This window comes from Rahnella sp. GSA61A (assembly GCF_019969905.1).
Classification (GTDB): Bacteria; Pseudomonadota; Gammaproteobacteria; order Enterobacterales; family Enterobacteriaceae; genus Rahnella; species Rahnella aceris.
On record NZ_JAHXYO010000013.1, the window covers coordinates 82,544 to 104,982 of the forward strand.

Genomic DNA, 22,439 nt, shown 5'->3' on the forward strand with positions numbered 1-22,439 from the left:
CCATGACATTGAAAGACATAGTGGTCGGGTTCGGTACCCAGGTTCGCAGCTTGTGGATGATAGGCATGCACGCCTTCGCCAAGCGCGAAACCCAGATGTACCCTGAAGTTCCGGTCAACCCACCTCCGCGTTACCGTGGCCGTATCGTGCTGACGCGCGATCCGGACGGTGAAGAGCGCTGCGTTGCCTGTAACCTGTGTGCAGTAGCTTGTCCGGTAGGCTGTATTTCTCTGCAAAAAGCAGAAATGAAAGATGGCCGCTGGTATCCGGAATTCTTCCGCATCAACTTCTCACGCTGCATTTTCTGCGGTCTGTGTGAAGAAGCTTGCCCGACAACAGCCATTCAGCTGACGCCGGACTTTGAGTTGGGCGAATTTAAACGCCAGGATCTGGTGTATGAAAAAGAAGATCTGTTGATTTCGGGGCCGGGTAAATATCCGGAATACAATTTCTACCGGATGGCCGGTATGGCGATTGACGGCAAGTCGAAAGGCGAAGCTGAAAACGAAGCCAAACCGATCAACGTCAAAGGTCTGATGCCTTAAGGAGCCGCAAGCATGGAATTTGCATTTTATATTGCAGCCCTGGTGGCCGTGTTGGCGACATTGCGTGTGATCACGCATACCAACCCGGTACACGCACTGCTGTATTTGATCGTCTCTTTACTGGCGATCGCTGCGGTCTTCTTCTCGCTCGGTGCGTATTTCGCCGGTGCCCTGGAGATCATCGTATACGCCGGTGCCATTATGGTGCTGTTCGTGTTCGTGGTGATGATGCTCAACCTTGGCAACGTCCAGGAGCAGGAACGCGCATGGCTCAAACCTGCCACCTGGATCGGGCCTTCGGTTCTGTCTGTCATCCTGCTGGTGGTGATGATCATGTCAATCCTCGGGTTACACGATCACGGCATCAAAGGTGACATGGTTGATGCGAAAGCCGTCGGTATAGCACTGTTCGGACCTTACGTTCTGGCGGTTGAACTGGCATCAATGTTGCTGCTGGCCGGTCTGGTCGTGGCATTCCATATTGGTCGTGAGCACAAACCCGGTGAAGTCTTTGGTGACGCACCGGTGACGACCGAAATGGCAACAAAAAGAAAAACGGAGGAGAGAGCATGATCCCTCTACAACATGGTCTTATTCTGGCCGCGATCCTCTTTGTGTTGGGGCTTACCGGGCTGCTGGTTCGTCGTAACCTGTTGTTTATGCTGATCAGCCTCGAAGTGATGATCAACGCGGCAGCGCTGGCGTTCATCGTGGCGGGAAGCTACTGGGGTCAGGCGGACGGTCAGGTGATGTATATTCTGGCTATCAGCCTGGCTGCGGCGGAGGCCAGTATTGGTCTGGCGTTGTTGCTGCAACTGTATCGCCGTCGCCACACTCTCAATATTGATACTGTCAGTGAGATGCGCGGATGAACTTACTCTATTTAACAATTCTGTTCCCACTGATTGGCTTCCTGTTACTGGCCTTTTCACGCGGTCGCTGGTCTGAAAATACCTCCGCTACCATTGGTGTCGGGTCGATTGGTCTGGCAGCGCTGACCACTATTTATGTGGGTATCAATTTCCTCAGCCAGAAAGCGGCGGGTGTTGAAGTCTTTAACCAGCATTTGTGGAACTGGATGCAGGTCGGGGATTTCAATATTCCCGTCACACTCACGCTCGACGGTTTATCGATGACCATGTTGTCTGTGGTCACCGGTGTCGGTTTCTTCATCCACATGTTCGCTTCCTGGTACATGCGCGGTGAAGAAGGCTATTCACGCTTCTTCGCGTACACCAACCTGTTTATCGCCAGCATGGTGATTCTGGTACTGGCAGACAACCTGTTGCTGATGTACCTCGGTTGGGAAGGTGTGGGCCTGTGCAGTTACCTGTTGATCGGTTTCTACTACACCCATCCGGCGAACGGTGCGGCTGCGATGAAAGCGTTCATCGTGACCCGTGTGGGTGATGTGTTCCTGGCTTTCGCGCTGTTCATCTTGTACCGCGAGCTGGGTACGCTGAACTTCCGTGAACTGATGATCCTGGCACCGCAGAAACTGGCAGTAGGCGATACGGCGATCACCTGGGCGACCCTGATGTTACTGGGTGGCGCAGTGGGTAAATCCGCACAGCTTCCGCTTCAGACCTGGCTGGCAGACGCCATGGCCGGTCCGACGCCGGTTTCTGCGCTAATCCACGCCGCGACCATGGTGACTGCCGGTGTTTATCTGATTGCCCGCACGCACGGCCTGTTCCTGATGGCGCCGGAAATTCTGCATCTGGTGGGTATTATTGGTGCGGTCACGCTGGTTCTGGCAGGTTTCGCTGCGCTGGTGCAAACCGACATCAAACGTGTTCTCGCGTACTCGACCATGAGCCAGATTGGTTACATGTTCCTGGCGCTGGGTGTTCAGGCGTGGGATGCCGCTATCTTCCACCTGATGACGCATGCGTTCTTCAAAGCACTGTTGTTCCTTTCTTCCGGTTCGGTCATTTTGGCCTGCCACCACGAGCAGAACATCTTCAAAATGGGTGGATTACGTAAATCCATTCCTCTTGTCTATCTCTGCTTCCTGGTCGGTGGCGCGGCGCTGTCCGCCTTGCCAATCATCACTGCGGGCTTCTTCAGTAAAGACGAAATCCTCGCGGGTGCGCTGGCTAACGGCCACCTGAATCTGATGGTTGCCGGTCTGGTCGGTGCGTTTATGACCTCGCTGTACACCTTCCGCATGATCTTCATCGTCTTCCACGGCGAAGAAAAAATTAAAGCCCATGCGGGTAAAGGCATCACTCACCACCTGCCGCTGCTGGTGTTACTGGTTCTGTCCACCTTCATTGGCGCAATGATTGTTCCGCCACTGAAAGGCGTACTGCCGGATACCACCGAGCTGGCGCACGGCAGCGTGCTGACGCTGGAAATCACATCAGGCGTGATTGCAATTGCTGGCATTCTGCTGGCGGCAGCCCTGTATCTGGGTAAACGCTCGCTGGTCAACAGCATTGCGAAAAGCGCACCGGGACGTTTCTTCACGACCTGGTGGTTCCATGCCTGGGGCTTCGACTGGCTGTACGACATGATTTTCGTCAAACCTTATCTGCTGGTTGCGAAACTCCTGCAACGTGATCCGCTGAACTCAATGATGAATCTGCCTGCGCTGTTTGCCCGTCTGGGTAACCGTGGTCTGACTCTCAGCGAAAACGGTCAGGTACGTTGGTACGTCGCGTCAATGGGGCTCGGTGCAGTCGTTGTTCTGACGCTGCTGCTGGTGATTTAAGCCTGCACTACAGGTGTAGTTATCAATGCTGGCCTGTTCCCGTAACGGGCCGGCAAGTGAAATAGCCTTCGGGCATAAAAGAAGGGAACGACACGCCATGCTATTACCTTGGCTAATATTTATCCCCTTTATCGGCGGGCTGCTGTGCTGGCAGACTGAGCGCTTTGGGAGCAAAGTACCGCGCTGGATCGCGTTGATTGCGATGGGGCTGACGCTGGCTCTTTCCGTGCAATTGTGGTTGCAGGGAGGATATTCATTAACGACGCCTGCGGGTATTCCACAGTGGCAATCCGAGTTTTCATTGCCATGGATCCCACGTTTTGGCATCAGCTTCCATCTGGCACTGGACGGTTTGTCCCTGCTGATGGTGGTGCTGACCGGTCTGCTGGGTGTTCTGGCGATCCTCTGTTCCTGGCGTGAAATCCAGAAGTATCAGGGATTCTTCCATCTGAACTTGCTGTGGATCCTCGGCGGTGTCATCGGTGTGTTCCTTGCCATCGACATGTTCCTGTTCTTCTTCTTCTGGGAAATGATGCTGGTGCCGATGTACTTCCTGATTGCCTTGTGGGGTCACAAAGCGTCAGACGGTAAAACGCGTATCAGCGCAGCAACCAAATTCTTCATCTATACACAGTCCAGCGGACTGGTGATGTTGATTGCTATCCTCGGCCTGGTGTTTGTGCACTACAATGCCACCGGCGTATGGACATTCAACTATGCCGACCTGCTGAAAACGCCAATGTCGCACGGTGTTGAATATCTGCTGATGCTTGGCTTCTTCATCGCCTTTGCGGTGAAAATGCCGGTTGTGCCATTGCATGGCTGGTTGCCGGATGCACACAGTCAGGCACCGACCGCAGGTTCCGTTGACTTAGCCGGTATCTTGCTGAAAACCGCGGCCTACGGGATGTTGCGTTTCTGTCTGCCTCTGTTCCCGGAAGCGTCTCACCAGTTCGCACCGATTGCCATGTGGCTGGGTGTCATTGGTATCTTCTACGGTGCGTGGATGGCGTTCTGCCAGACCGATATTAAACGTCTGATTGCGTACACCTCCGTTTCGCACATGGGCTTCGTACTGATTGCCATCTACACCGGCAGCCAGCTGGCGTACCAGGGCGCGGTTATCCAGATGATTGCACACGGTCTGTCCGCAGCCGGTATGTTCATTATCTGTGGTCAGCTATACGAACGTCTGCATACCCGTGATATGCGCCAGATGGGCGGATTGTGGGGCCGGATTAAATACCTGCCAGCGTTGTCGCTGTTCTTCGCCGTCGCTACTTTGGGGATGCCGGGTACAGGTAACTTCGTCGGTGAATTCCAGATCCTGTTCGGCAGCTACCCGGTTGTGCCGGTGATCACTGTCATCTCAACCTTTGGTCTGGTGTTCGCTTCGGTTTACTCACTGGTGATGATGCAGCGCGCTTACTATGGCAAAGCAAAATCTGACGAACCGCTGCCGGGCATGACCTCACGCGAACTGTCGATCATCTTGTTACTTGTTGTATTGCTGGTGGCGCTGGGCTTCTACCCGCAGCCAATTCTGGATACTTCAAGTGCTGCGATGAGCAACATTCAGCACTGGTTCGGGTCTTCAGTTTCCACTATTTCAACGACAAGGCCGTAACTCGCCATGACATTTACACTTCAAAATCTGATCGCACTATTACCGCTGATGATCGTCGGATTGACGGTGGTGGTGGTGATGCTGTCCATTGCGTGGCGACGCGACCATTTTCTTAATGCCACACTGACAGTCATCGGGCTGAACGTTGCCTTACTTTCCCTTTACTACGTCGGGCAGGTCGGCCCGCAGGACGTCACACCGCTGCTGCGCGTTGACGGCTACTCGATGTTCTACATCGGGCTGGTGCTGCTGGCGAGCCTGGCTACCAGCACGTTTGCTTACCCTTGGCTGGCCGGTTATCCGGACAACCGCGAAGAGTTCTACCTGTTAGTTCTCATTGCGGCGATGGGCGGTATTCTGCTGGCATGCTCTAACCATCTGGCGTCAATGTTCCTCGGAATCGAACTGATTTCCCTGCCATTGTTCGGCCTGATTGGTTACGCCTACCGCCAGAAACGCTCGCTGGAAGCTGCCATCAAATACATGCTGCTGTCGGCTGCCGCATCATCCTTCCTGCTGTTTGGTATGGCGCTGCTGTACGCACAGTCCGGTGATTTGTCCTTTGCGTCACTGGGCAAAAACCTGGGCGACGGCGTGATGCTGCACCAGCCGCTGCTGATGGCCGGTCTGGGCATGATGATTGTGGGGCTGGGCTTCAAGCTGTCGCTGGTTCCGTTCCACCTGTGGACGCCAGATGTGTATCAGGGCGCACCTGCACCGGTCTCGACTTTCCTGGCAACCGCCAGCAAGATCGCGATCTTTGCTGTGGTCATGCGTTTGTTCCTGTATGCGCCGGTAGCTGACAGCGAATCCATCCGCATCGTGCTGGGCATTATTGCCTTCTGCTCGATTCTGGTGGGTAACCTGATGGCCATCAGTCAGAGCAACATCAAACGTCTGCTCGGTTATTCCTCCATCGCGCACCTGGGGTATCTGCTGGTGGCACTGATTGCGGTACAAACGCACCAGTTGTCGATGGAAACCGTGGGCGTATATCTGGCGGGTTATCTGTTCAGTAGCCTCGGCGCTTTCGGTGTGGTCAGTCTGATGTCCAGCCCGTACAAAGGGCCGGATGCTGAATCACTGTTCTCTTATCGTGGTCTGTTCTGGCATAAGCCAATTCTGTCTGCGGTGATGACCGTGATGATGCTGTCACTGGCCGGTATTCCGATGACGCTCGGCTTTATCGGTAAGTTCTACGTGATTGCGACCGGTGTGACCGCGCATCTGTGGTGGCTGACCGGTGCTGTGGTTGTCGGTTCTGCGATTGGTCTTTACTACTACCTGCGCGTAACGGTGAGCTTGTATCTGAGCGCGCCTGAAACGCTGGTTCGTGATACGCCAAACAACTGGGCGCTCACGGCGGGTGGGGTAGTCGTACTGATTTCCGCGATTCTGGTGCTGCTGCTGGGTATCTTCCCGCAACCGTTGATTTCGCTGGTACAGATGGCGCAACCGCTGCTCTGATAAAGTCTGCAAACGCAGTCTGAAAGCTGACGAAGCCGCTCGCATGAGCGGCTTTTTTAATCGTATTGGTTAGATGTTGTGATGCAAATCACATTTATATGTACGTTCAATAAATTATTACATTGGTTTTGTGATCTCTCCCATTTCATTATTCCTGCCAATGCGTACACTGCGCGCTTGTTCAGATTCGTACAGGTTCACACCATGAATGTTTTAGTGATGATCGCCATTACCACCGGTATCCTCTCCGGTATCTGGGGCTGGGTTGCGATTAGCTTTGGCCTGATAAGCTGGGCGGGTTTTCTTGGATGCACGGCATATTTTGCGTGTCCGCAGGGCGGATTACGCGGATTGCTGATCAGCACGCTGACCTGTCTCAGCGGTGTATTCTGGGCTGTCGTGATCATCGCGGGAAGCGCAATGCGTCCGGAATGGAGCATTCTTGGTTATCTGCTGACCGGCATCGTCGCATTCCTGATGTGTATTCAGGCGCGTCAGCAGTGGCTGGCCTTTGTACCGGGTACCTTTATTGGTGCCTGCGCGACCTTCGCCGCACAAGGTGACTGGCGTCAGGTGGTGGTATCTTTGCTGGTCGGGCTGGTATTCGGTTATGCAATGAAAAACAGCGGATTATGGCTGGCAAAACAGCGTGAAAAGCAGCAAAGCGACGCCAGGAAAGGGGCGGTTTTCACTGAAACGAAAGGGTCAGAAGGTTCTTAATTCCTCGGTTTTTCTGCAGTTTAGGGCGGATCCTTCAGGCAATTACTCCTGATATACGCTAGGGTTAAAAGCAGTCTATGCTTTTACACGAACACATCATAAGGAGATAACCATGGCTGACCAATTTGAGACACAGCAAAATTCGCTGGACGACGATTTACGCATGCTGACTGAAACGCTGGAAGAAGTACTGAAGTCCTCTGGTGACAAGGCGGATGAGAAGTACATTCAGGTCAAAGCACGCGCAGAAAATGCGCTGAAAGACATCAAATCACGTATTGACCCGGCTGCACGCTCTTACTGCAAGAAAGCCCGCCTGGTAGCGGAAAGAACTGACGACTATGTGCATGAAAACCCATGGCATGGTGTGGGTGTCGGTGCTGCCGTAGGTCTGGTTGTCGGCCTGCTTCTGCGTCGTTAATCTGACTGAACAGGGGCAGCGCGTGCTGCTCCTGTTTTGTTTCTCCCGGTTTGCTTACTCCTTTCTCCCTGCCTATACTCCTTCTTAGCTAATGGCACTCACTTCAGCTTGATCTGTCGCATATTTTCATTTTTCGTATCGCCGCATAATTCATCCGTAATTGATCCAACCCGTTTTTTGATCCAGAAGGGTATTTCTGCCCGTCACTAAACATCCGGTATGGCCTGAGGTAGCGGTGAAACAAATATCAGCAATCATTGAGCAGCTTGATACGACGCTGGCAGGCGAATGGCCTGATGCAGCGGGGATCCGGCAGTTCAGTTATTCCCTGCAAAAACAGCCTGACACCGGCCTGCTGGAATGGTTGTCTGCGCAACCCTGCTACCCGAAATTCTACTGGCAACATCGTGATGGCAATGAAGAAGCCGCTGTTTGTGGTGATGCCTACTCATTTTGCGATACCGCCCGGGCACAGGCGTTCATCCGCGAGCACCAGGATGAACCCGATTTGCATATCTGGGGGTTGAATGCGTTTAACGGGGCTGACGGAGCTGCAATAGCTGCCAACGCACTGTTTCTTCCGCGCATCGAACTTTGCCGTCAGGGAAACAGTTACTGGCTGCGTTGTACCGTTTTCAGCCCACATTCTTTACGCGATGAGACACGCCGCACCCGCTTATTTTTACGTTCACTGGTCGTCAGCCGCGCCTTACCGTCGATCGCTTCCCGTGTATTGCAACATCATCATTTACCGGACGAGCCTCAGTGGAAACAGTTGATAGACCGCGCGCTGTCGGGTATTGAGCAGCATCAGTTCGACAAAGTGGTGCTGGCGCGAAAAACCACCTTAACGCTCAGCCAGCCGCTGAATGCCTGCGCATTTCTTGCCGCCAGCCGCGACGTTAATCATCACTGTTACCATTTCATGCTGGCTTTTACCCCGCAACAGGCGTTTCTGGGCTCCAGCCCGGAACGTTTATTCTTGCGTGATCACACCGAACTCTATACCGAAGCGCTGGCGGGAACCGTGGCCAATCATCCCGATGACCGGGAAGCACGGGCGCTGGGGGACTGGCTGCTCAGCGATGGCAAAAACCAACGCGAAAATTTACTGGTCGTCGACGATATCTGCCAGCGCTTACAGGGCGGGGCGCATTCGCTGGATGTGACGCCAGCGGAGATTTTACGTCTGCGCAAGGTGCAGCATTTACGCCGCAATATTCACGGTGAGCTGACCGACCCCGATGACGCTGCTTGTCTGCAACGTCTGCAACCGACCGCAGCAGTGGCCGGATTACCCCGTCAGGCCGCGCGTGAATTTATCGCCGAATTTGAGCCTTTTGACCGCGAGTGGTATGCCGGTTCCGCCGGGTATCTCAGTGCTGAACAAAGTGAATTTACCGTCGCGTTACGTTCGGCGACGGTGAAAGGACATCATCTTGAACTCTACGCAGGCGCGGGGATTGTCGCCGGTTCTGACGCTGCACAGGAATGGCAGGAAATCGAAAACAAAGCCGCTGGTTTACGCACTTTGTTGGAAGAGCATTATACGCCTGCCGTTCAGGCCGGATAACCCCTTGCCGGAGTGAATTGAACATGTCTGTTGCCGTCTTTAACCGCCGCTGGGCGACGCTTATCCTCGAAGCGTTAACCCGACATCAGGTGCAGCATGTGTGCATCGCGCCCGGTTCCCGCTCTACACCGCTAACCCTTGCCGCCGCCGCGCATCCGCACCTTATCTGCCACACCCATTTTGATGAACGCGGCCTTGGCCATCTGGCTCTCGGGCTGGCAAAAGCCAGCGGGCAGCGGGTGGCGATCATCGTCACCTCCGGCACGGCGGTGGCAAATTTATATCCGGCGCTGATCGAAGCCGGGCTGACCGGCGAAAAGCTGGTGTTGCTCACGGCTGATCGTCCGCCGGAACTCATCGATTGCGGTGCGAATCAGGCTATCCGCCAGACCGGCATGTTTGCCAGTCACCCCGTCGGGACGCTGGATTTACCGCGTCCGACGCCTGAAATCAGTGCGCGCTGGCTGGTTTCTGCGCTGGATAATACGCTGGCGCAGCAGACGCACGGCGCCGTGCACATTAACTGTCCGTTCGCCGAACCGTTGTATGGCGAGGACAACGGCGAGCATCAGGACTGGTTGCTGGCGCTGGGCGACTGGTGGCAGGGCCATGAACCGTGGCTGAATTATTCTCAGGTTTTGCCTGCAATCGCGCAGCCGGACTGGTTTTCCTGGCGGCAAAAGCGCGGCGTCATTATCGCTGGCCGTCTTTCTGCCTGCGAAAGTGAACAGGTGGCGCAGTGGGCGGCGCAACTGGGCTGGCCGTTGATCAGTGATGTGCAGGCATCAACCGGCAATCCGCTTCCCTGCGCAGATTTGTGGCTGGCATCGCCGCAGGCGCAGGCGATACTGGCGCACGTCCAGTTGGTTATCCAGTTCGGTGGCGGTCTGACCGGTAAGCGCCTGCTGCAATGGCAGGCGACCTGTCAACCCGATGAATACTGGCTGGTTGACCCGCTGTCAGGCCGTCAGGATCCGGCGCAGCATCGCGGTCGTCGTCTACAGGCCCGCGTCAGTGAATGGTTACAGTCTCACCCGGCACAGCCTCAGCCTGACTGGGCAGAAGCCCTTGAGCATTGCTCGCAGCGGGCGTTACATGCGGTTGAAACCCGTCTCGACGGTGTATTTGGCGAGGCCGCCGCAGCGTGGCAGCTTCCGGCTTTATTACCTGAGCACGGCCAGTTATTTCTTGGCAACAGTCTGATTGTTCGTCTGGTGGATGCCTTTGCCCAACTCCCCGCCGGTTATCCTGTTTTCGCCAATCGCGGGGCAAGCGGTATTGACGGGCTGCTATCCACCGCCGCAGGTGTGCAGCGCGCGACCTGCAAACCGACGCTGGTGCTGCTGGGTGATATCTCTGCACTTTATGATTTAAACGCGCTGGCGCTGATGCGTCAGTGTTCCGCGCCGACGGTGATTATTGTGGTGAATAACAATGGTGGACAAATTTTCTCGTTGTTGCCAACGCCCGAAGCCGAGCGGCAGCGTTTTTACTGCATGCCGCAGAACGTCAGCTTCAGCCATGCGGCAGCGATGTTTGGTCTGGATTATGCCTGTCCGGCATCGATGTCTGAGCTTCATCATGCCGTCAGACAATGCTGGCAGCATGGTGGCGTGAAACTGATCGAGTTGAAAGTCAGTGAGACAGAAGGGGCAGAATGCCTGCGTTCGCTGGTGAAGGAGATGAGCGCATCATGACGCTGGCCTGTCACACACTCAACCCAGAGGTTAAAGATCGTCCGTGGCTGGTGTTTCTCCACGGCCTGCTGGGCAGTGCAGATGACTGGCAACCCTTACTTCCTGCGCTTGAAGGCTGGCCTTGTCTGTTTGTGGATTTACCGGGACATGGTCGTTCCGCGTCGCTGACAGCTGCCGGATTTGCGGATGTCAGCCAGCTGTTAACCGATACCCTGCACGAAAATAACGTCACTGCGTACTGGCTGATCGGCTACTCGCTGGGGGGGCGCATCAGTCTGTATCACGCCTGTCAGGGTGATCGCAGCGGATTGCAGGGGCTGCTGGTGGAAGGCGCACATCCGGGGCTGACCTGTCAGGCTGAACGCGCACAACGCCGCCATCATGATCAGCAATGGGCGGCTCGCTTTTTGCAAGTACCGTGGAAACAGGCGCTGGAAAGCTGGTATCGCCAGCCGGTGTTTTCCAGCCTGACCGATGCGCAACGCCAGCAAATGATCGTGCTGCGTGAGAACAACAACCCGCACACTGTCTCTGCCATGCTGGCGGCCACGTCGCTTTCGGTACAGCCTGATTTACGTGCACAATTGCTGCGGCTTTCCCTGCCGGTTGTGTGGTTGTGTGGCAGTCAGGACGCCAAGTTTATTCATCTTGCGCAGCAATCCGGTTTCGGGCTACGCACTGTCGCTAATGCCGGGCATAACGCCCACCGTGATAACCCGGCGGAATTTGCCCGTCAGGCGCTGGCATTTATTACTTCACCTGTCTTAAAGGAAGTTGAACATGATTTATCCTGATGAAAAAGAACTGTACGCGCCGGTCGAATGGCGTGATTGTACCGGCGAGTTTGAAGATATTCGTTACCACAAATCTACCGACGGCATCGCTAAAATCACCATCAACCGTCCGCAGGTTCGCAATGCATTTCGTCCGCTGACCGTCAAAGAAATGATCCGCGCACTCGACGATGCCCGTAACGACGAAGGCATCGGCGTGATCGTGCTGACCGGTGAAGGCGAAAAAGCCTTCTGTGCGGGCGGCGATCAGAAAGTGCGTGGCGATTACGGTGGTTATCAGGATGCCAGCGGTGTGCATCATCTCAACGTGCTGGATTTCCAGCGCCAGATCCGCACCTGTCCGAAACCAGTCGTGGCGATGGTGGCTGGTTATTCCATTGGCGGCGGCCATGTTCTGCATATGATGTGTGACCTGACCATTGCGGCAGATAACGCCATCTTCGGGCAGACCGGCCCGAAAGTTGGTTCTTTCGACGGCGGCTGGGGCGCATCCTATATGGCGCGTATCGTCGGTCAGAAAAAGGCCCGTGAAATCTGGTTCCTGTGCCGTCAGTACGATGCCAAAGCGGCGCTGGATATGGGGCTGGTCAACACCGTAGTTCCTCTGGCTGATCTGGAAAAAGAAACGGTGCGCTGGTGTCGTGAAATGCTGGAAAACAGTCCGATGGCACTGCGTTGCCTGAAAGCCGCACTGAACGCCGATTGCGACGGTCAGGCAGGGCTTCAGGAACTGGCAGGGAACGCCACAATGTTGTTCTACATGACCGATGAAGGTCAGGAAGGTCGCAACGCGTTTAATGAAAAACGCCAGCCGGACTTCAGCAAATTTAAGCGTAATCCATAATGCGTCGCGCCACGGTGTACCGGTACAGCGTGCCGATGGAGGCTGGGGTGGTGCTGCGCAATCAGCGCCTGAAAACCCGCGACGGTTTTTTGGTGTCACTGTGGCAGGACGAAGCAACGGGTTGGGGCGAAGTTGCGCCGCTGCCCGGTTTTAGTGTGGAAGATGTGTCTCAGGCGCAGGATGCCGTTCAGCATGGCCTGAGCCAGTGGGTGCAGGGGGCCTCGCTGGCTGCCGTTGCCTCTGCGTTCAGTGCTTTACCTTCGGTGGCTTTCGGGCTGAGTTGTGCGGACGCCGAATTACGCGGCGAATTGCCCGAAGTGCTGAGCACGCGCTGTGCACCGTTGTGTCATGGCGATCCGAATGAGCTTTATGCGCGTCTGGGGGCGCTGCCGGGCGATTTTCGCGGCAGGAAAGTGGCTAAGGTGAAAGTGGGATTGTACGAATCCGTCGGCGATGGTCTGAATGTCAGTATGTTGCTGGAAGCCTTGCCGGAACTGCATTTGCGCCTTGATGCCAACCGCAGCTGGACGCCGGTCAAAGCCGAAGGGTTTGCCCGTCATGTGGCGCCCGAACTGCGTTCACGCATCGCGTTTATCGAAGAACCGTGCCTGACCCGCGAGCAGTCCCGCGATTTCGCCCGTCTGACCGGTATTGCGATCGCCTGGGATGAAAGCGTGCGCGAAACCGGTTTTACCGTGAAGGCCGAACCCGGGCTGGCGGCGATCATCATCAAACCCACGCTGACCGGCAGTCTGATGCGTTGCCGTCAGCTGATCGCGCAGGCGCATGCCGCAGGGCTGGAAGCTGTGATCAGTTCCTCCATCGAGTCGAGTCTCGGGCTGACACAACTGGCGCGCATTGCCCAATGGCTGACGCCGGACGCCATTCCGGGGCTGGATACGCTGGATCTCATGCGGACGCAGCTTATCCGTCGCTGGCCGGGCTCTGAATTACCGCTAACGGATGTATCTGATCTGGAGATTGTGTGGCAGAGCAAATGATCAACGACTGGCCATGGCGTGAAAGGGCAAACCTTTCACCTTTTGCCGTAGCGCTGAAAGCGGGAGATATCACCTGGTGCTGGCGTGATTTACAGCACCGCATCGACACGCTGGCAGCCGGTTTTATTGCGCAGGGTGTGGGCGAAGGCGCGGGTGTGGTTTTGCGCAGTAAAAACACCCTTGATGCCGTACTCAGCTATCTGGCGTTATTACAAACCGGCGCGCGCCTGTTACCGCTTAATCCGCAACTGCCTTGGGCATTATGTGATGAACTGCTTTCGCAACTCGATATCGCTTTCGTACTGGATCTGGCGGAGCCGGAACTGCCGCTGAATATTCCCGCACTGACCATGCAGAATGCCTGTTGGCTCAGTTCTGCCGGATGGCAACCGCAGCGTATTGCCACGCTGACGCTGACATCGGGTTCCAGCGGTTTACCGAAAGCCGCAGCACATACGGTTGCCGCCCATCTCGCCAGTGCGGCGGGTGTGCTGAACCTGATCCCTTTCACCCGTAACGATAGCTGGTTACTTTCTCTGCCACTGTTTCATGTTTCCGGGCAAGGCATCGTCTGGCGCTGGCTGCTGGCCGGCGCTACGCTGATGCTGTCCGAAGACCAACCGCTCGATGCAGCGCTGGCAGAATGCAGCCACGCTTCGCTGGTACCGACGCAACTCTGGCGTCTGCTGCAAGGCACGCCGGTGCCTGAAAAGCTGACAGACGTTTTGCTTGGTGGGGCGCAAATTCCTCTGGCGCTGACTGAACAGGCAGAAAAAGCAGGAATACGCTGCTGGTGCGGATATGGGCTGACGGAAACTGCGTCCACTGTGACGGCGAAACGAGCCGATGGCAGCGCCGGTGTCGGTCAGGTATTGGCGGGGAAGGAAGTCAAAATCGTTGATCAGGAGATCCTGATCCGCACCGACAGTATGGCCAGTGGTTACTGGAAAAACGGTCAGCTATCACCGGTGACTGATGCGCAAGGGTGGTTGCATACCCGCGACCGTGGCACGTGGATTGACGATGAACTGCAGGTGGCCGGGCGGATGGATAATTTGTTTTTCAGCGGCGGAGAAGGGATCCAACCTGAAGATATCGAGAAAGTACTGGTCAGCCACCCGCAGGTTTCGCAGGCATTTGTGGTTCCGGTGGAAGATGAGCAATTTGGTCAGCGACCGGTCGCCGTGCTCGAAGCACAAGCCGGGCTGGTGTATGAGGAACTCAATCGCTGGCTGAGCGATAAGATACCGCGTTTCCAGTTGCCGGTGGCCTATCATCCGCTGCCCGGGGCTTTGTCGCAGGGGGGGATTAAAATCTCGCGGGCGAGCGTCCGGCAATGGGTAGAAATGCTTTCGTAAAACAATAGCCCGGAATAAACAATAAAGGCCGCATAATGCGGCCTTTATGATTTCTGATGGTAAAAAGTCAGTCTTTCAGTGCTTTCTCAACCCCTGCGCCATAAGCCGGATCGACTTTATAGAACAGTGCCAGTTGGCGTGCCTGTGTTTCCGGCGAAGCATGTTTCAGCTCACCGGCAATGCGTGCAAACATACGCTGATGTTCAGCCTCAGACAGCAGGTTGAATAGCAAACGTGGCTGAGTGAAGTAATCATCATCTTCCCGGTGATTCCAGTGGTCTGCCGCGCCTTCAGTGCTCAGTGGCGGTTCGCTGAAATCGGGCTGTTGCTGGAACAAGCCCGCGCTGTTGGGTTCGTAAGTCACGCCGTTGCCGCTGTTACCGTCCACACGCATTGCGCCGTCACGGTGATAATTATGGAACGGGCATTTTGGCGCGTTGATCGGGATCTGATGATGATTTACGCCCAGACGGTAACGGTGCGCATCGCCGTAAGAGAACAGACGCCCCTGCAGCATACGGTCAGGTGAGAAACCGATGCCAGGTACTACATTGGCCGGGCTCATGGCGACTTGTTCTACTTCGGCAAAGTAGTTTTCCGGATTGCGGTTCAGTTCGAATTCACCCACTTCAATCAGCGGATAATCGCTGTGCAGCCAGACTTTGGTCAGGTCAAACGGGTTGTACGGCAGTTTTGCAGCGTCCGCTTCCGGCATGATTTGCACAAACAGTTTCCAGCGCGGGAAATCGCCGTGTTCAATCGCTTCATACAAATCACGCTGCGAACTCTCGCGGTCGGTGCCCACCAGTTTTTCGGCTTCATCGTCCATCAGGTTTTCAATACCCTGCTGGCAGCGGAAGTGGAATTTCACCCAGAAGCGTTCATTTTCAGTATTGATAAAGCTGAAGGTATGGCTGCCGAAACCGTGGATATGACGGTAAGACGTTGGCAGGCCACGGTCGCTGACATCAATGGTCAGCTGATGCAGGGCTTCCGGAAGATGAGAGAAGAAGTCCCATTTGTATGCCGGATTACGCAGGTTAGTGCGCGGGTCACGTTTGACGACGTGGTTCAGATCCGGGAATTTCAGCGGGTCACGCAGATAAAACACCGGCGTATTATTGCCGACTAAATCCCAGTTTCCTTCTTCGGTGTAGAACTTCATCGAGAAACCGCGAATATCACGTTCGGCATCCGCTGCACCGCGTTCACCGGCAACCGTCGAGAAACGGATAAACATGTCAGTTTGTTTGCCGATTGCGGAGAAGATCTTCGCGCGGGTGAAAGCGGTAATATCGTGCGTCACGGTGAAAGTACCATAAGCGCCGGAGCCTTTAGCGTGCATACGACGCTCCGGGATCACTTCGCGGTCGAAATGCGCTAATTTCTCAAGAAACCAGACATCCTGCAAAAGCAACGGGCCACGGCGGCCAGCGGTAATCACGTTGTTATTATCGACGACTGGCGCGCCAGCGGCGGTGGTTAAACCTTTCTTGGTCATAAAAATTCCTTCCGGTAATTGCGTGTGTATGTAAGTAAAAACGTTGGGGGGGGCCTTTAACCTCACTTAAGTCAAATTAACTCTACCGATTAGAAATAAACCCTATATTGATCAGAGGCAAATAGGTGGGAGTTATCATTTCGATGGGAAACGTTCATTTCATCAATGAAAACGATGTTTCTTACAATTTTCACAACCCCGGTGAATGCATTCACGTTCCAAAAAGTTGTTACGACTGAGTGAATTGCTTTAGACTTCCCTTGGAAGATTTATTGTCGTTTGACTGTTATTTAGGATAAATAATGAAAAAGTTACTTGTCGCTGGTGCCGCTGCCAGTCTGATGTTTGTCGCGGCATCTGCCAGCGCAATCAGTGTCAATGGTGAAGTCGGTGAGCATTACACGCATCTGGGTGTGGGCTTCGGCACCACATCTCCGGGTCTGGCATTGAGCGGTGATTACACCCATAACGATGACGACGGTGATGTGGCAGGCTTGGGTTTGGGATACAACATTCCGTTGGGTCCGTTCATCGCGACCGTCGGCGGTAAGGGCCTGTACACCAATCCTAAAGACGGTGACGAAGGGTACGCTGCGGCCGTCGGCGGTGGTCTGCAACTGCCAATCGCGAAAATGTTCACCCTGTACGGCGACTATTATTATTCCCCGGATTCCCTGTCCAGCGGCATTGCTAACTATGAAGAAGCGAACGCAGGTATTCGTCTGACGGCCATCCCGTTGGTTACCGTGAGCGTGGGTTACCGTTACATGGCGATGGATGGCAAAGATGGCAACCGCGATAACGTGGTGGCAGACGGTGCTTATTTAGGTGGCGCTGTTAATTTCTGATTTTGTCTGAAGCAAAATCTGAAGGCTCGCATTCGTGCGGGCCTTTTTGTTTTCTGGCGAACGGAGATTGTTTTTCTGTCCCAGCCTTTCTACAGTGGAGTAACAAAAAAGACAGAAGGAGAACGGGATGCTTAGGGTTGAGATGCTGAGTACGGGTGATGAAGTGCTGCACGGCCAGATTGTGGATACCAATTCGGCATGGCTGGCGAATTATCTGTTTGAGCAAGGTTTACCGATGACCAGTCGTGAAACCGTGGGCGACAGTCTGGACGCGCTGGTGGCTGTTCTCAAAGAACGCAGCCACATCGCTGATGTGCTTATCGTGAACGGCGGCCTGGGGCCAACGACCGATGATTTAAGTGCGCTGGCGGCGGCTAAAGCCTGTGATGTGGAACTGGTGGAAGATGCTGGCTGGATTGAAACCATGCAGGCGTTCTTCAATGAACGTGGCCGTCCGATGGCCGAATCCAACCGCAAACAGGCACAAATCCCGGCCAATGCCGAGCTGCTGGATAATCCGGTGGGCACCGCCTGCGGCTTCAGCGTGAAGCTCAACCGCTGTCAGATTTTCTTCACGCCCGGTGTACCGTCCGAATTTAAAGTGATGGTGGAACAACAAATCGTTCCACGTCTGCACAAACAATTTCCGGCGCTGGAAGCCCCGTTATGTTTACGTCTGACCACGTTCGGACGTGGCGAAAGTGACCTTGCCACCGAGTTGGATCAACTTGAGCTGCCGGAAGGCGTGGTGATGGGTTACCGTTCGTCATCGCCGATTATCGAGCTGAAAGTCACCGGCCCGCGCTCTCAGGAGGCTGCAATGCACAAAGCGTTTGAACGCGTGCGTGAAGTCGCAGGGGAGAGCACGATTTTTGAAGGGCTGGGTAGCCTGCCGGATCGTCTGGCAGAACGCCTGCTGGCGCAGGATTTACGTCTGGCGGTCAGCGAAAGTTTCACCGGCGGCCTGCTGAACTGGCGTCTGCAAAGCGCCGGGGTTCCGCTGGTCAACGGCGAGTTATTGCCCCAGGGTGACGAAGCCTCACCAGAGAAATCCCTCGAATGCTTACTGGCGCGTGCGCAGACGTTGGCCGAAACCACCGGCGCACAACTGGCGCTGGCTATGGGCGCGCTGTCAGGTGCAGAATTAAGTCTGGCACTGCATACCCCAACCGGCACCAGCGGCCTGACAATCCGCTATACCGCCACGCGTCACGGACTGGCATTACGTCAGGAGACCATGGCGATGGTGGCGATGGATATGCTGCGGCGTTACCTGAACGGGTGGGAGCCGGTGGCGGATTACCCGTGGTTGGATCGGGTTGAGAAGGTTTAGCTTTAGCTCCCTCCCCTGCGAAGGGGAGGGCTGGGGTGGGGTATTAAAGCGAAATCAAAGAGTTGAGGTTGGCTTTGATGAGATGTTAGCCCTTAAAACCCCCTCCCGTCCTCCCCCTTCGCAGGGGGAGGAGTAAAGTCTAAAACGCGATCTCAATATCCCCAACCGGCATGCAACAACACGGTAAAATCTCGCCGTCTGAGATAAAGGCCAGGGGTTTCTCGCTGTAGGCGACCTCACCGTTAATCAACCGCATCCGGCACGATCCGCAATAACCTTCGCGACACTGGTATTCCACTTCAACCTGATGATGTTCAAACACCTCCAGCAAATTCCGGTGCTCTGACTTACACGCCAGTTGCTGTCCGTTTGCTGAAAGTGTGATGGTTCTGTCGGCCATTTAAAGCTCGAAATCACTCAGGTCATCGGCGTGAACTTCAGAATCAATCTGACCTACCAGATAGGAGCTGACTTCCACTTCCTGTGGCGCAACCTGCACGTTATCAGACACCAGCCAGGCGTTGATCCACGGGATCGGGTTCGAGCGGGTTTTGAACGGAGCATCCAGCCCGACAGCCTGCATACGGATATTGGTGATGTATTCGACGTACTGACACAGAATGTCTTTGTTCAGGCCGATCATCGAACCGTCTTTGAACAGGTATTCTGCCCAGTCCTTTTCCTGCTGTGCCGCCAGCACGAACAGGTCATGGCACTCCTGCTGACATTCCAGCGCGATTTCTGCCATTTCAGGGTCGTCCTGACCTGAACGCAGCAGGTTCAGCGCGTGCTGAGTGCCGGTCAGATGCAGCGCTTCATCACGGGCGATCATCTTGATGATTTTCGCGTTGCCTTCCATCAGTTCACGTTCGGCGAACGCAAATGAACAGGCAAAGCTGACGTAGAAACGTACGGCTTCCAGCGCGTTGACGCTCATCAGACAGATGTAGAGTTTCTTCTTAAGTTCATGCAGGTTAACTACAACGGTTTTGCCGTTGACCTGATGCGTGCCTTCGCCCAGCAGATGGTAGTAGCTGGTCATCTCGATCAGCGTGTCGTAGTAACCGGAGATGTCTTTCGCGCGCTTGAGGATTTCTTCATTGGTCACGATATCGTCAAACACAATCGCCGGATCATTCACGATGTTGCGGATAATATGTGTGTAAGAGCGCGAGTGAATAGTTTCCGAAAACGCCCAGGTTTCGACCCAGGTTTCCAGCTCAGGAATAGAAATCAGCGGTAACAGCGCGACGTTCGGGCTGCGGCCCTGAATGGAATCCAGCAGCGTCTGGTATTTCAGGTTGCTCAGGAAAATGTGTTTCTCGTGATCCGGCAACGCCTGAAAATCGATACGGTCGCGGGAAACATCAATCTCTTCCGGACGCCAGAAGAAGGACAGTTGCTTTTCGATCAGTTTTTCAAAGATTTCATGCTTCTGCTGGTCGAAACGGGCAACGTTAACCGACTGACCAAAGAACATTGGCTCAAGAAGCTGATCGTTTTTATTCTGGGAAAAAGTACTGTAGGCCATAACTTCCTCGAAATTCTCGGCAAAAACCCCCTGACGGGGGTTTTGAATAATATTCTTAGTTAAAACAAAAGATTAGATTTTGCAGGCGCCGCTTTCACAGTCATCAGCCACATCGGCTTTCATGTCTTCCTGTACATCATCAGCACCGTCACGGGTGTTCTGATAGTACAGCGTTTTCACGCCAAATTTGTAGGCGGTCAGCAAGTCTTTCAACAACTGTTTCATTGGTACTTTGCTGTTCGGGAAGCGCGACGGGTCGTAGTTGGTGTTTGACGAAATCGCCTGGTCGATGAATTTCTGCATTACGCCAACCAGTTGCAGGTAGCCGTCGTTGTTCGGCATATCCCACAGCAGTTCGTACTGATCTTTCAGACGCTCGTACTCCGGCACAACCTGACGCAGAATCCCGTCTTTCGACGCTTTGATACTGATGTGGCCGCGAGGTGGCTCGATACCGTTGGTGGCGTTGGAGATCTGCGAAGAGGTCTCGGACGGCATCAGCGCGGACAGCGTGGAGTTACGCAGGCCGTATGTTTTGATGTTTTCACGCAGCGTATCCCAGTCCAGATGCAGCGGTTCATCGCAGATGGCATCCAGATCTTTTTTGTAGGTATCCACCGGCATGATGCCTTGTGAATAGGTGGTTTCGTTGAACCACTGGCACGCGCCTTGTTCTTTCGCCAGTTCGTTGGAGGCTTTCAGCAGGTAATACTGAATGGCTTCGAACGTTTTGTGGGTCAGGTTGTTAGCGCTGCCATCGGAATAACGCACACCGTTTTTCGCCAGATAATACGCGTAGTTAATCACGCCGATACCCAGCGTACGTCGGCCCATCGCACCGCGTTTTGCGGCTTTGATCGGGTAATCCTGATAATCGAGCAGGGCGTCCAGAGCGCGAACTGCCAGAACAGCCAGTTCTTCCAGATCGTCGAGGCTTTCGATCGCACCGAGGTTGAAAGCAGACAGCGTACACAGCGCGATTTCGCCGTTTTCGTCATTAACGTCATCCAGCGGTTTGGTTGGCAGCGCAATTTCCAGACACAGGTTGGACTGGCGAACAGGCGCGATAGCCGGATCAAACGGGCTGTGGGTGTTGCAGTGGTCAACATGCTGAATGTAGATACGGCCTGTAGAGGCGCGTTCCTGCATCATCAGGGAGAACAGTTCCACCGCTTTCACTTTCTGCTTACGGATGCTGGCATCCTGCTCGTACTTCTCGTACAGACGCTCGAACTCGTCCTGATCGGCAAAGAATGCATCGTACAGGCCAGGTACGTCAGACGGGCTGAACAGGGTAATGTCGCCGCCTTTCACCAGACGCTGATACATCAGTTTGTTGATCTGCACGCCGTAGTCCATATGACGGACGCGGTTGCCTTCAACACCACGGTTGTTTTTCAGTACCAGCAGGCTTTCGACTTCCAGATGCCACATCGGGTAGAAGAGTGTCGCTGCGCCGCCACGAACACCGCCCTGAGAACAGGATTTCACCGCAGTCTGGAAATGTTTGTAGAACGGGATACAACCGGTGTGGAATGCTTCACCGCCACGGATCGGGCTGCCCAGCGCACGAATGCGACCGGCGTTGATGCCGATACCGGCGCGTTGTGAAACGTATTTCACGATGGCGCTGGAGGTCGCGTTAATGGAATCCAGACTGTCGCCACATTCGATCAGCACGCATGAGCTGAACTGACGGGTCGGAGTGCGCACGCCGGACATAATTGGCGTAGGCAGGGAAATTTTGAAGGTTGAAATCGCGTCGTAGAAACGTTTGATGTAATCCAGACGGGTTTCGCGCGGGTAGCCGGAGAACAGGCAGGCCGCGACCAGAATGTAGAGGAACTGAGCACTTTCGTAGATATCGCCGGTCACACGGTTCTGTGCCAGATATTTCCCTTCCAGTTGCTTAACCGCAGCGTAAGAGAAATTCATGTCGCGCCAGTGGTCAATAAAACTGTCCATCTGCTCGAACTCTTCAGCCGTGTAGTCTTCCAGCAGATGTTTGTCGTATTTACCCATTTCAACCATGCGGGTCACCTGGTCGATCAGTTTTGGTGGTTCAAACTGGCCGTAGGCTTTTTTACGCAGGTGGAAGATCGCCAGACGCGCGGCCAGATATTGGTAATCCGGTGCATCTTTAGAGATCAGATCAGCCGCCGCTTTGATGATGGTTTCGTGAATATCAGCGGTTTTGATGCCGTCATAGAACTGGATGTGTGAACGGAGTTCTACTTGAGAAACTGATACGTTTTGAAGACCTTCCGCTGCCCAGTCAATGACACGGTGGATTTTATCAAGGTTGATGCGTTCTGTGCGGCCATCACGTTTAGTAACAAGCAGACTTTGGTTCATTGGGTGCGATACCTTAAAGGTTTATAAAGGGTCTGACCTGACCGCGTAAAACATGCGCGGCAGCACAAGAGGTTCCTAGTGTGCTGGTCAGGATATAAACACAATATA

At 54.5% G+C, this 22,439-nt stretch carries 20 protein-coding genes; 16 read left to right on the plus strand and 4 right to left on the minus strand.

The genetic code is table 11. The annotated features are described in order from the left end of the window. Positions 1-2: 2 nt before the first annotated feature. From nuoI to menE, 14 genes are all read left to right on the plus strand, one after another. On the plus strand, positions 3-545 hold the full coding sequence (gene nuoI / locus LC431_RS16900; protein WP_013574596.1) for an NADH-quinone oxidoreductase subunit NuoI: 543 nt from the start codon (positions 3-5) through the stop codon (positions 543-545). Positions 546-557: 12 nt separating this feature from the next. Beyond that, a complete protein-coding gene (nuoJ, locus tag LC431_RS16905; RefSeq protein ID WP_013574597.1) occupies positions 558-1,118 on the plus strand; it encodes an NADH-quinone oxidoreductase subunit J in 561 nt (186 codons plus the stop codon). After that, positions 1,115-1,417 (plus strand): NADH-quinone oxidoreductase subunit NuoK, encoded by a 303-nt coding sequence (nuoK, locus tag LC431_RS16910; protein ID WP_004936014.1) that lies wholly within the window; start codon positions 1,115-1,117, stop codon positions 1,415-1,417. Before nuoJ ends, nuoK begins: the two co-directional genes overlap by 4 nt. Further along, positions 1,414-3,261 carry an NADH-quinone oxidoreductase subunit L gene (gene nuoL / locus LC431_RS16915; protein WP_013574598.1) on the plus strand — a complete coding sequence of 616 codons (1,848 nt, stop codon included), beginning with the start codon at positions 1,414-1,416 and terminating at the stop codon, positions 3,259-3,261. The genes nuoK and nuoL overlap by 4 nt, the downstream gene beginning before the upstream one ends. A gap of 97 nt (positions 3,262-3,358) precedes the next feature. Beyond that, complete coding sequence (gene nuoM / locus LC431_RS16920) at positions 3,359-4,888, plus strand: NADH-quinone oxidoreductase subunit M (RefSeq protein WP_013574599.1); 1,530 nt, start codon at positions 3,359-3,361, stop codon at positions 4,886-4,888. Positions 4,889-4,894: 6 nt separating this feature from the next. Beyond that, positions 4,895-6,355 (plus strand): NADH-quinone oxidoreductase subunit NuoN, encoded by a 1,461-nt coding sequence (gene nuoN / locus LC431_RS16925; RefSeq protein ID WP_013574600.1) that lies wholly within the window; start codon positions 4,895-4,897, stop codon positions 6,353-6,355. Positions 6,356-6,559: 204 nt separating this feature from the next. Further along, positions 6,560-7,075 carry a DUF1097 domain-containing protein gene (locus LC431_RS16930; RefSeq protein ID WP_112151207.1) on the plus strand — a complete coding sequence of 172 codons (516 nt, stop codon included), beginning with the start codon at positions 6,560-6,562 and terminating at the stop codon, positions 7,073-7,075. 112 nt (positions 7,076-7,187) lie between these two features. Then, positions 7,188-7,496, plus strand: coding sequence for a stress response protein ElaB (elaB, locus tag LC431_RS16935; protein ID WP_013574602.1), 309 nt, complete (start codon positions 7,188-7,190; stop codon positions 7,494-7,496). Positions 7,497-7,731: 235 nt separating this feature from the next. After that, on the plus strand, positions 7,732-9,069 hold the full coding sequence (gene menF / locus LC431_RS16940) for an isochorismate synthase MenF (protein WP_223510111.1): 1,338 nt from the start codon (positions 7,732-7,734) through the stop codon (positions 9,067-9,069). 23 nt (positions 9,070-9,092) lie between these two features. Further along, positions 9,093-10,766: a 2-succinyl-5-enolpyruvyl-6-hydroxy-3-cyclohexene-1-carboxylic-acid synthase gene (menD, locus tag LC431_RS16945; RefSeq protein ID WP_112198242.1), complete on the plus strand. Its 1,674-nt coding sequence runs from the start codon at positions 9,093-9,095 to the stop codon at positions 10,764-10,766. Continuing rightward, the gene (gene menH, locus LC431_RS16950; protein ID WP_013574605.1) at positions 10,763-11,560 is read left to right on the plus strand and encodes a 2-succinyl-6-hydroxy-2,4-cyclohexadiene-1-carboxylate synthase; all 798 of its coding nucleotides are present in this window, start codon (positions 10,763-10,765) and stop codon (positions 11,558-11,560) included. Before menD ends, menH begins: the two co-directional genes overlap by 4 nt. Further along, positions 11,547-12,404: a 1,4-dihydroxy-2-naphthoyl-CoA synthase gene (gene menB, locus LC431_RS16955; RefSeq protein WP_013574606.1), complete on the plus strand. Its 858-nt coding sequence runs from the start codon at positions 11,547-11,549 to the stop codon at positions 12,402-12,404. Before menH ends, menB begins: the two co-directional genes overlap by 14 nt. Continuing rightward, positions 12,404-13,405: an o-succinylbenzoate synthase gene (menC, locus tag LC431_RS16960; RefSeq protein ID WP_013574607.1), complete on the plus strand. Its 1,002-nt coding sequence runs from the start codon at positions 12,404-12,406 to the stop codon at positions 13,403-13,405. The genes menB and menC overlap by 1 nt, the downstream gene beginning before the upstream one ends. Continuing rightward, the gene (gene menE, locus LC431_RS16965) at positions 13,402-14,763 is read left to right on the plus strand and encodes an o-succinylbenzoate--CoA ligase (RefSeq protein ID WP_255611226.1); all 1,362 of its coding nucleotides are present in this window, start codon (positions 13,402-13,404) and stop codon (positions 14,761-14,763) included. The genes menC and menE overlap by 4 nt, the downstream gene beginning before the upstream one ends. A 67-nt stretch (positions 14,764-14,830) precedes the next feature. Here menE and LC431_RS16970 read toward each other — a convergent pair whose 3' ends face one another. Next, a complete protein-coding gene (locus LC431_RS16970; RefSeq protein ID WP_223510112.1) occupies positions 14,831-16,264 on the minus strand; it encodes a catalase in 1,434 nt (477 codons plus the stop codon). A 302-nt stretch (positions 16,265-16,566) separates the two neighbouring features. Between LC431_RS16970 and LC431_RS16975 the strand changes: the two genes are divergently transcribed. Continuing rightward, complete coding sequence (locus tag LC431_RS16975; protein WP_013574610.1) at positions 16,567-17,112, plus strand: YfaZ family outer membrane protein; 546 nt, start codon at positions 16,567-16,569, stop codon at positions 17,110-17,112. Positions 17,113-17,239: 127 nt separating this feature from the next. Further along, positions 17,240-18,445 (plus strand): nicotinamide mononucleotide deamidase-related protein YfaY, encoded by a 1,206-nt coding sequence (locus tag LC431_RS16980; protein ID WP_223510113.1) that lies wholly within the window; start codon positions 17,240-17,242, stop codon positions 18,443-18,445. A 139-nt stretch (positions 18,446-18,584) separates the two neighbouring features. On the opposite strand, the gene yfaE is transcribed toward LC431_RS16980, so the two are convergent. The 3 genes from yfaE to nrdA all read right to left on the minus strand — a co-directional run bounded on the left by yfaE (position 18,585) and on the right by nrdA (position 22,331). Then, entirely contained in the window at positions 18,585-18,845 is a 261-nt protein-coding gene (gene yfaE / locus LC431_RS16985) for a class I ribonucleotide reductase maintenance protein YfaE (protein ID WP_013574612.1), read from the minus strand. Next, positions 18,846-19,976 carry a class Ia ribonucleoside-diphosphate reductase subunit beta gene (gene nrdB / locus LC431_RS16990; RefSeq protein ID WP_112198666.1) on the minus strand — a complete coding sequence of 377 codons (1,131 nt, stop codon included), beginning with the start codon at positions 19,974-19,976 and terminating at the stop codon, positions 18,846-18,848. 72 nt (positions 19,977-20,048) lie between these two features. Further along, positions 20,049-22,331: a class 1a ribonucleoside-diphosphate reductase subunit alpha gene (gene nrdA / locus LC431_RS16995; protein ID WP_013574614.1), complete on the minus strand. Its 2,283-nt coding sequence runs from the start codon at positions 22,329-22,331 to the stop codon at positions 20,049-20,051. Positions 22,332-22,439 lie beyond the last annotated feature (108 nt).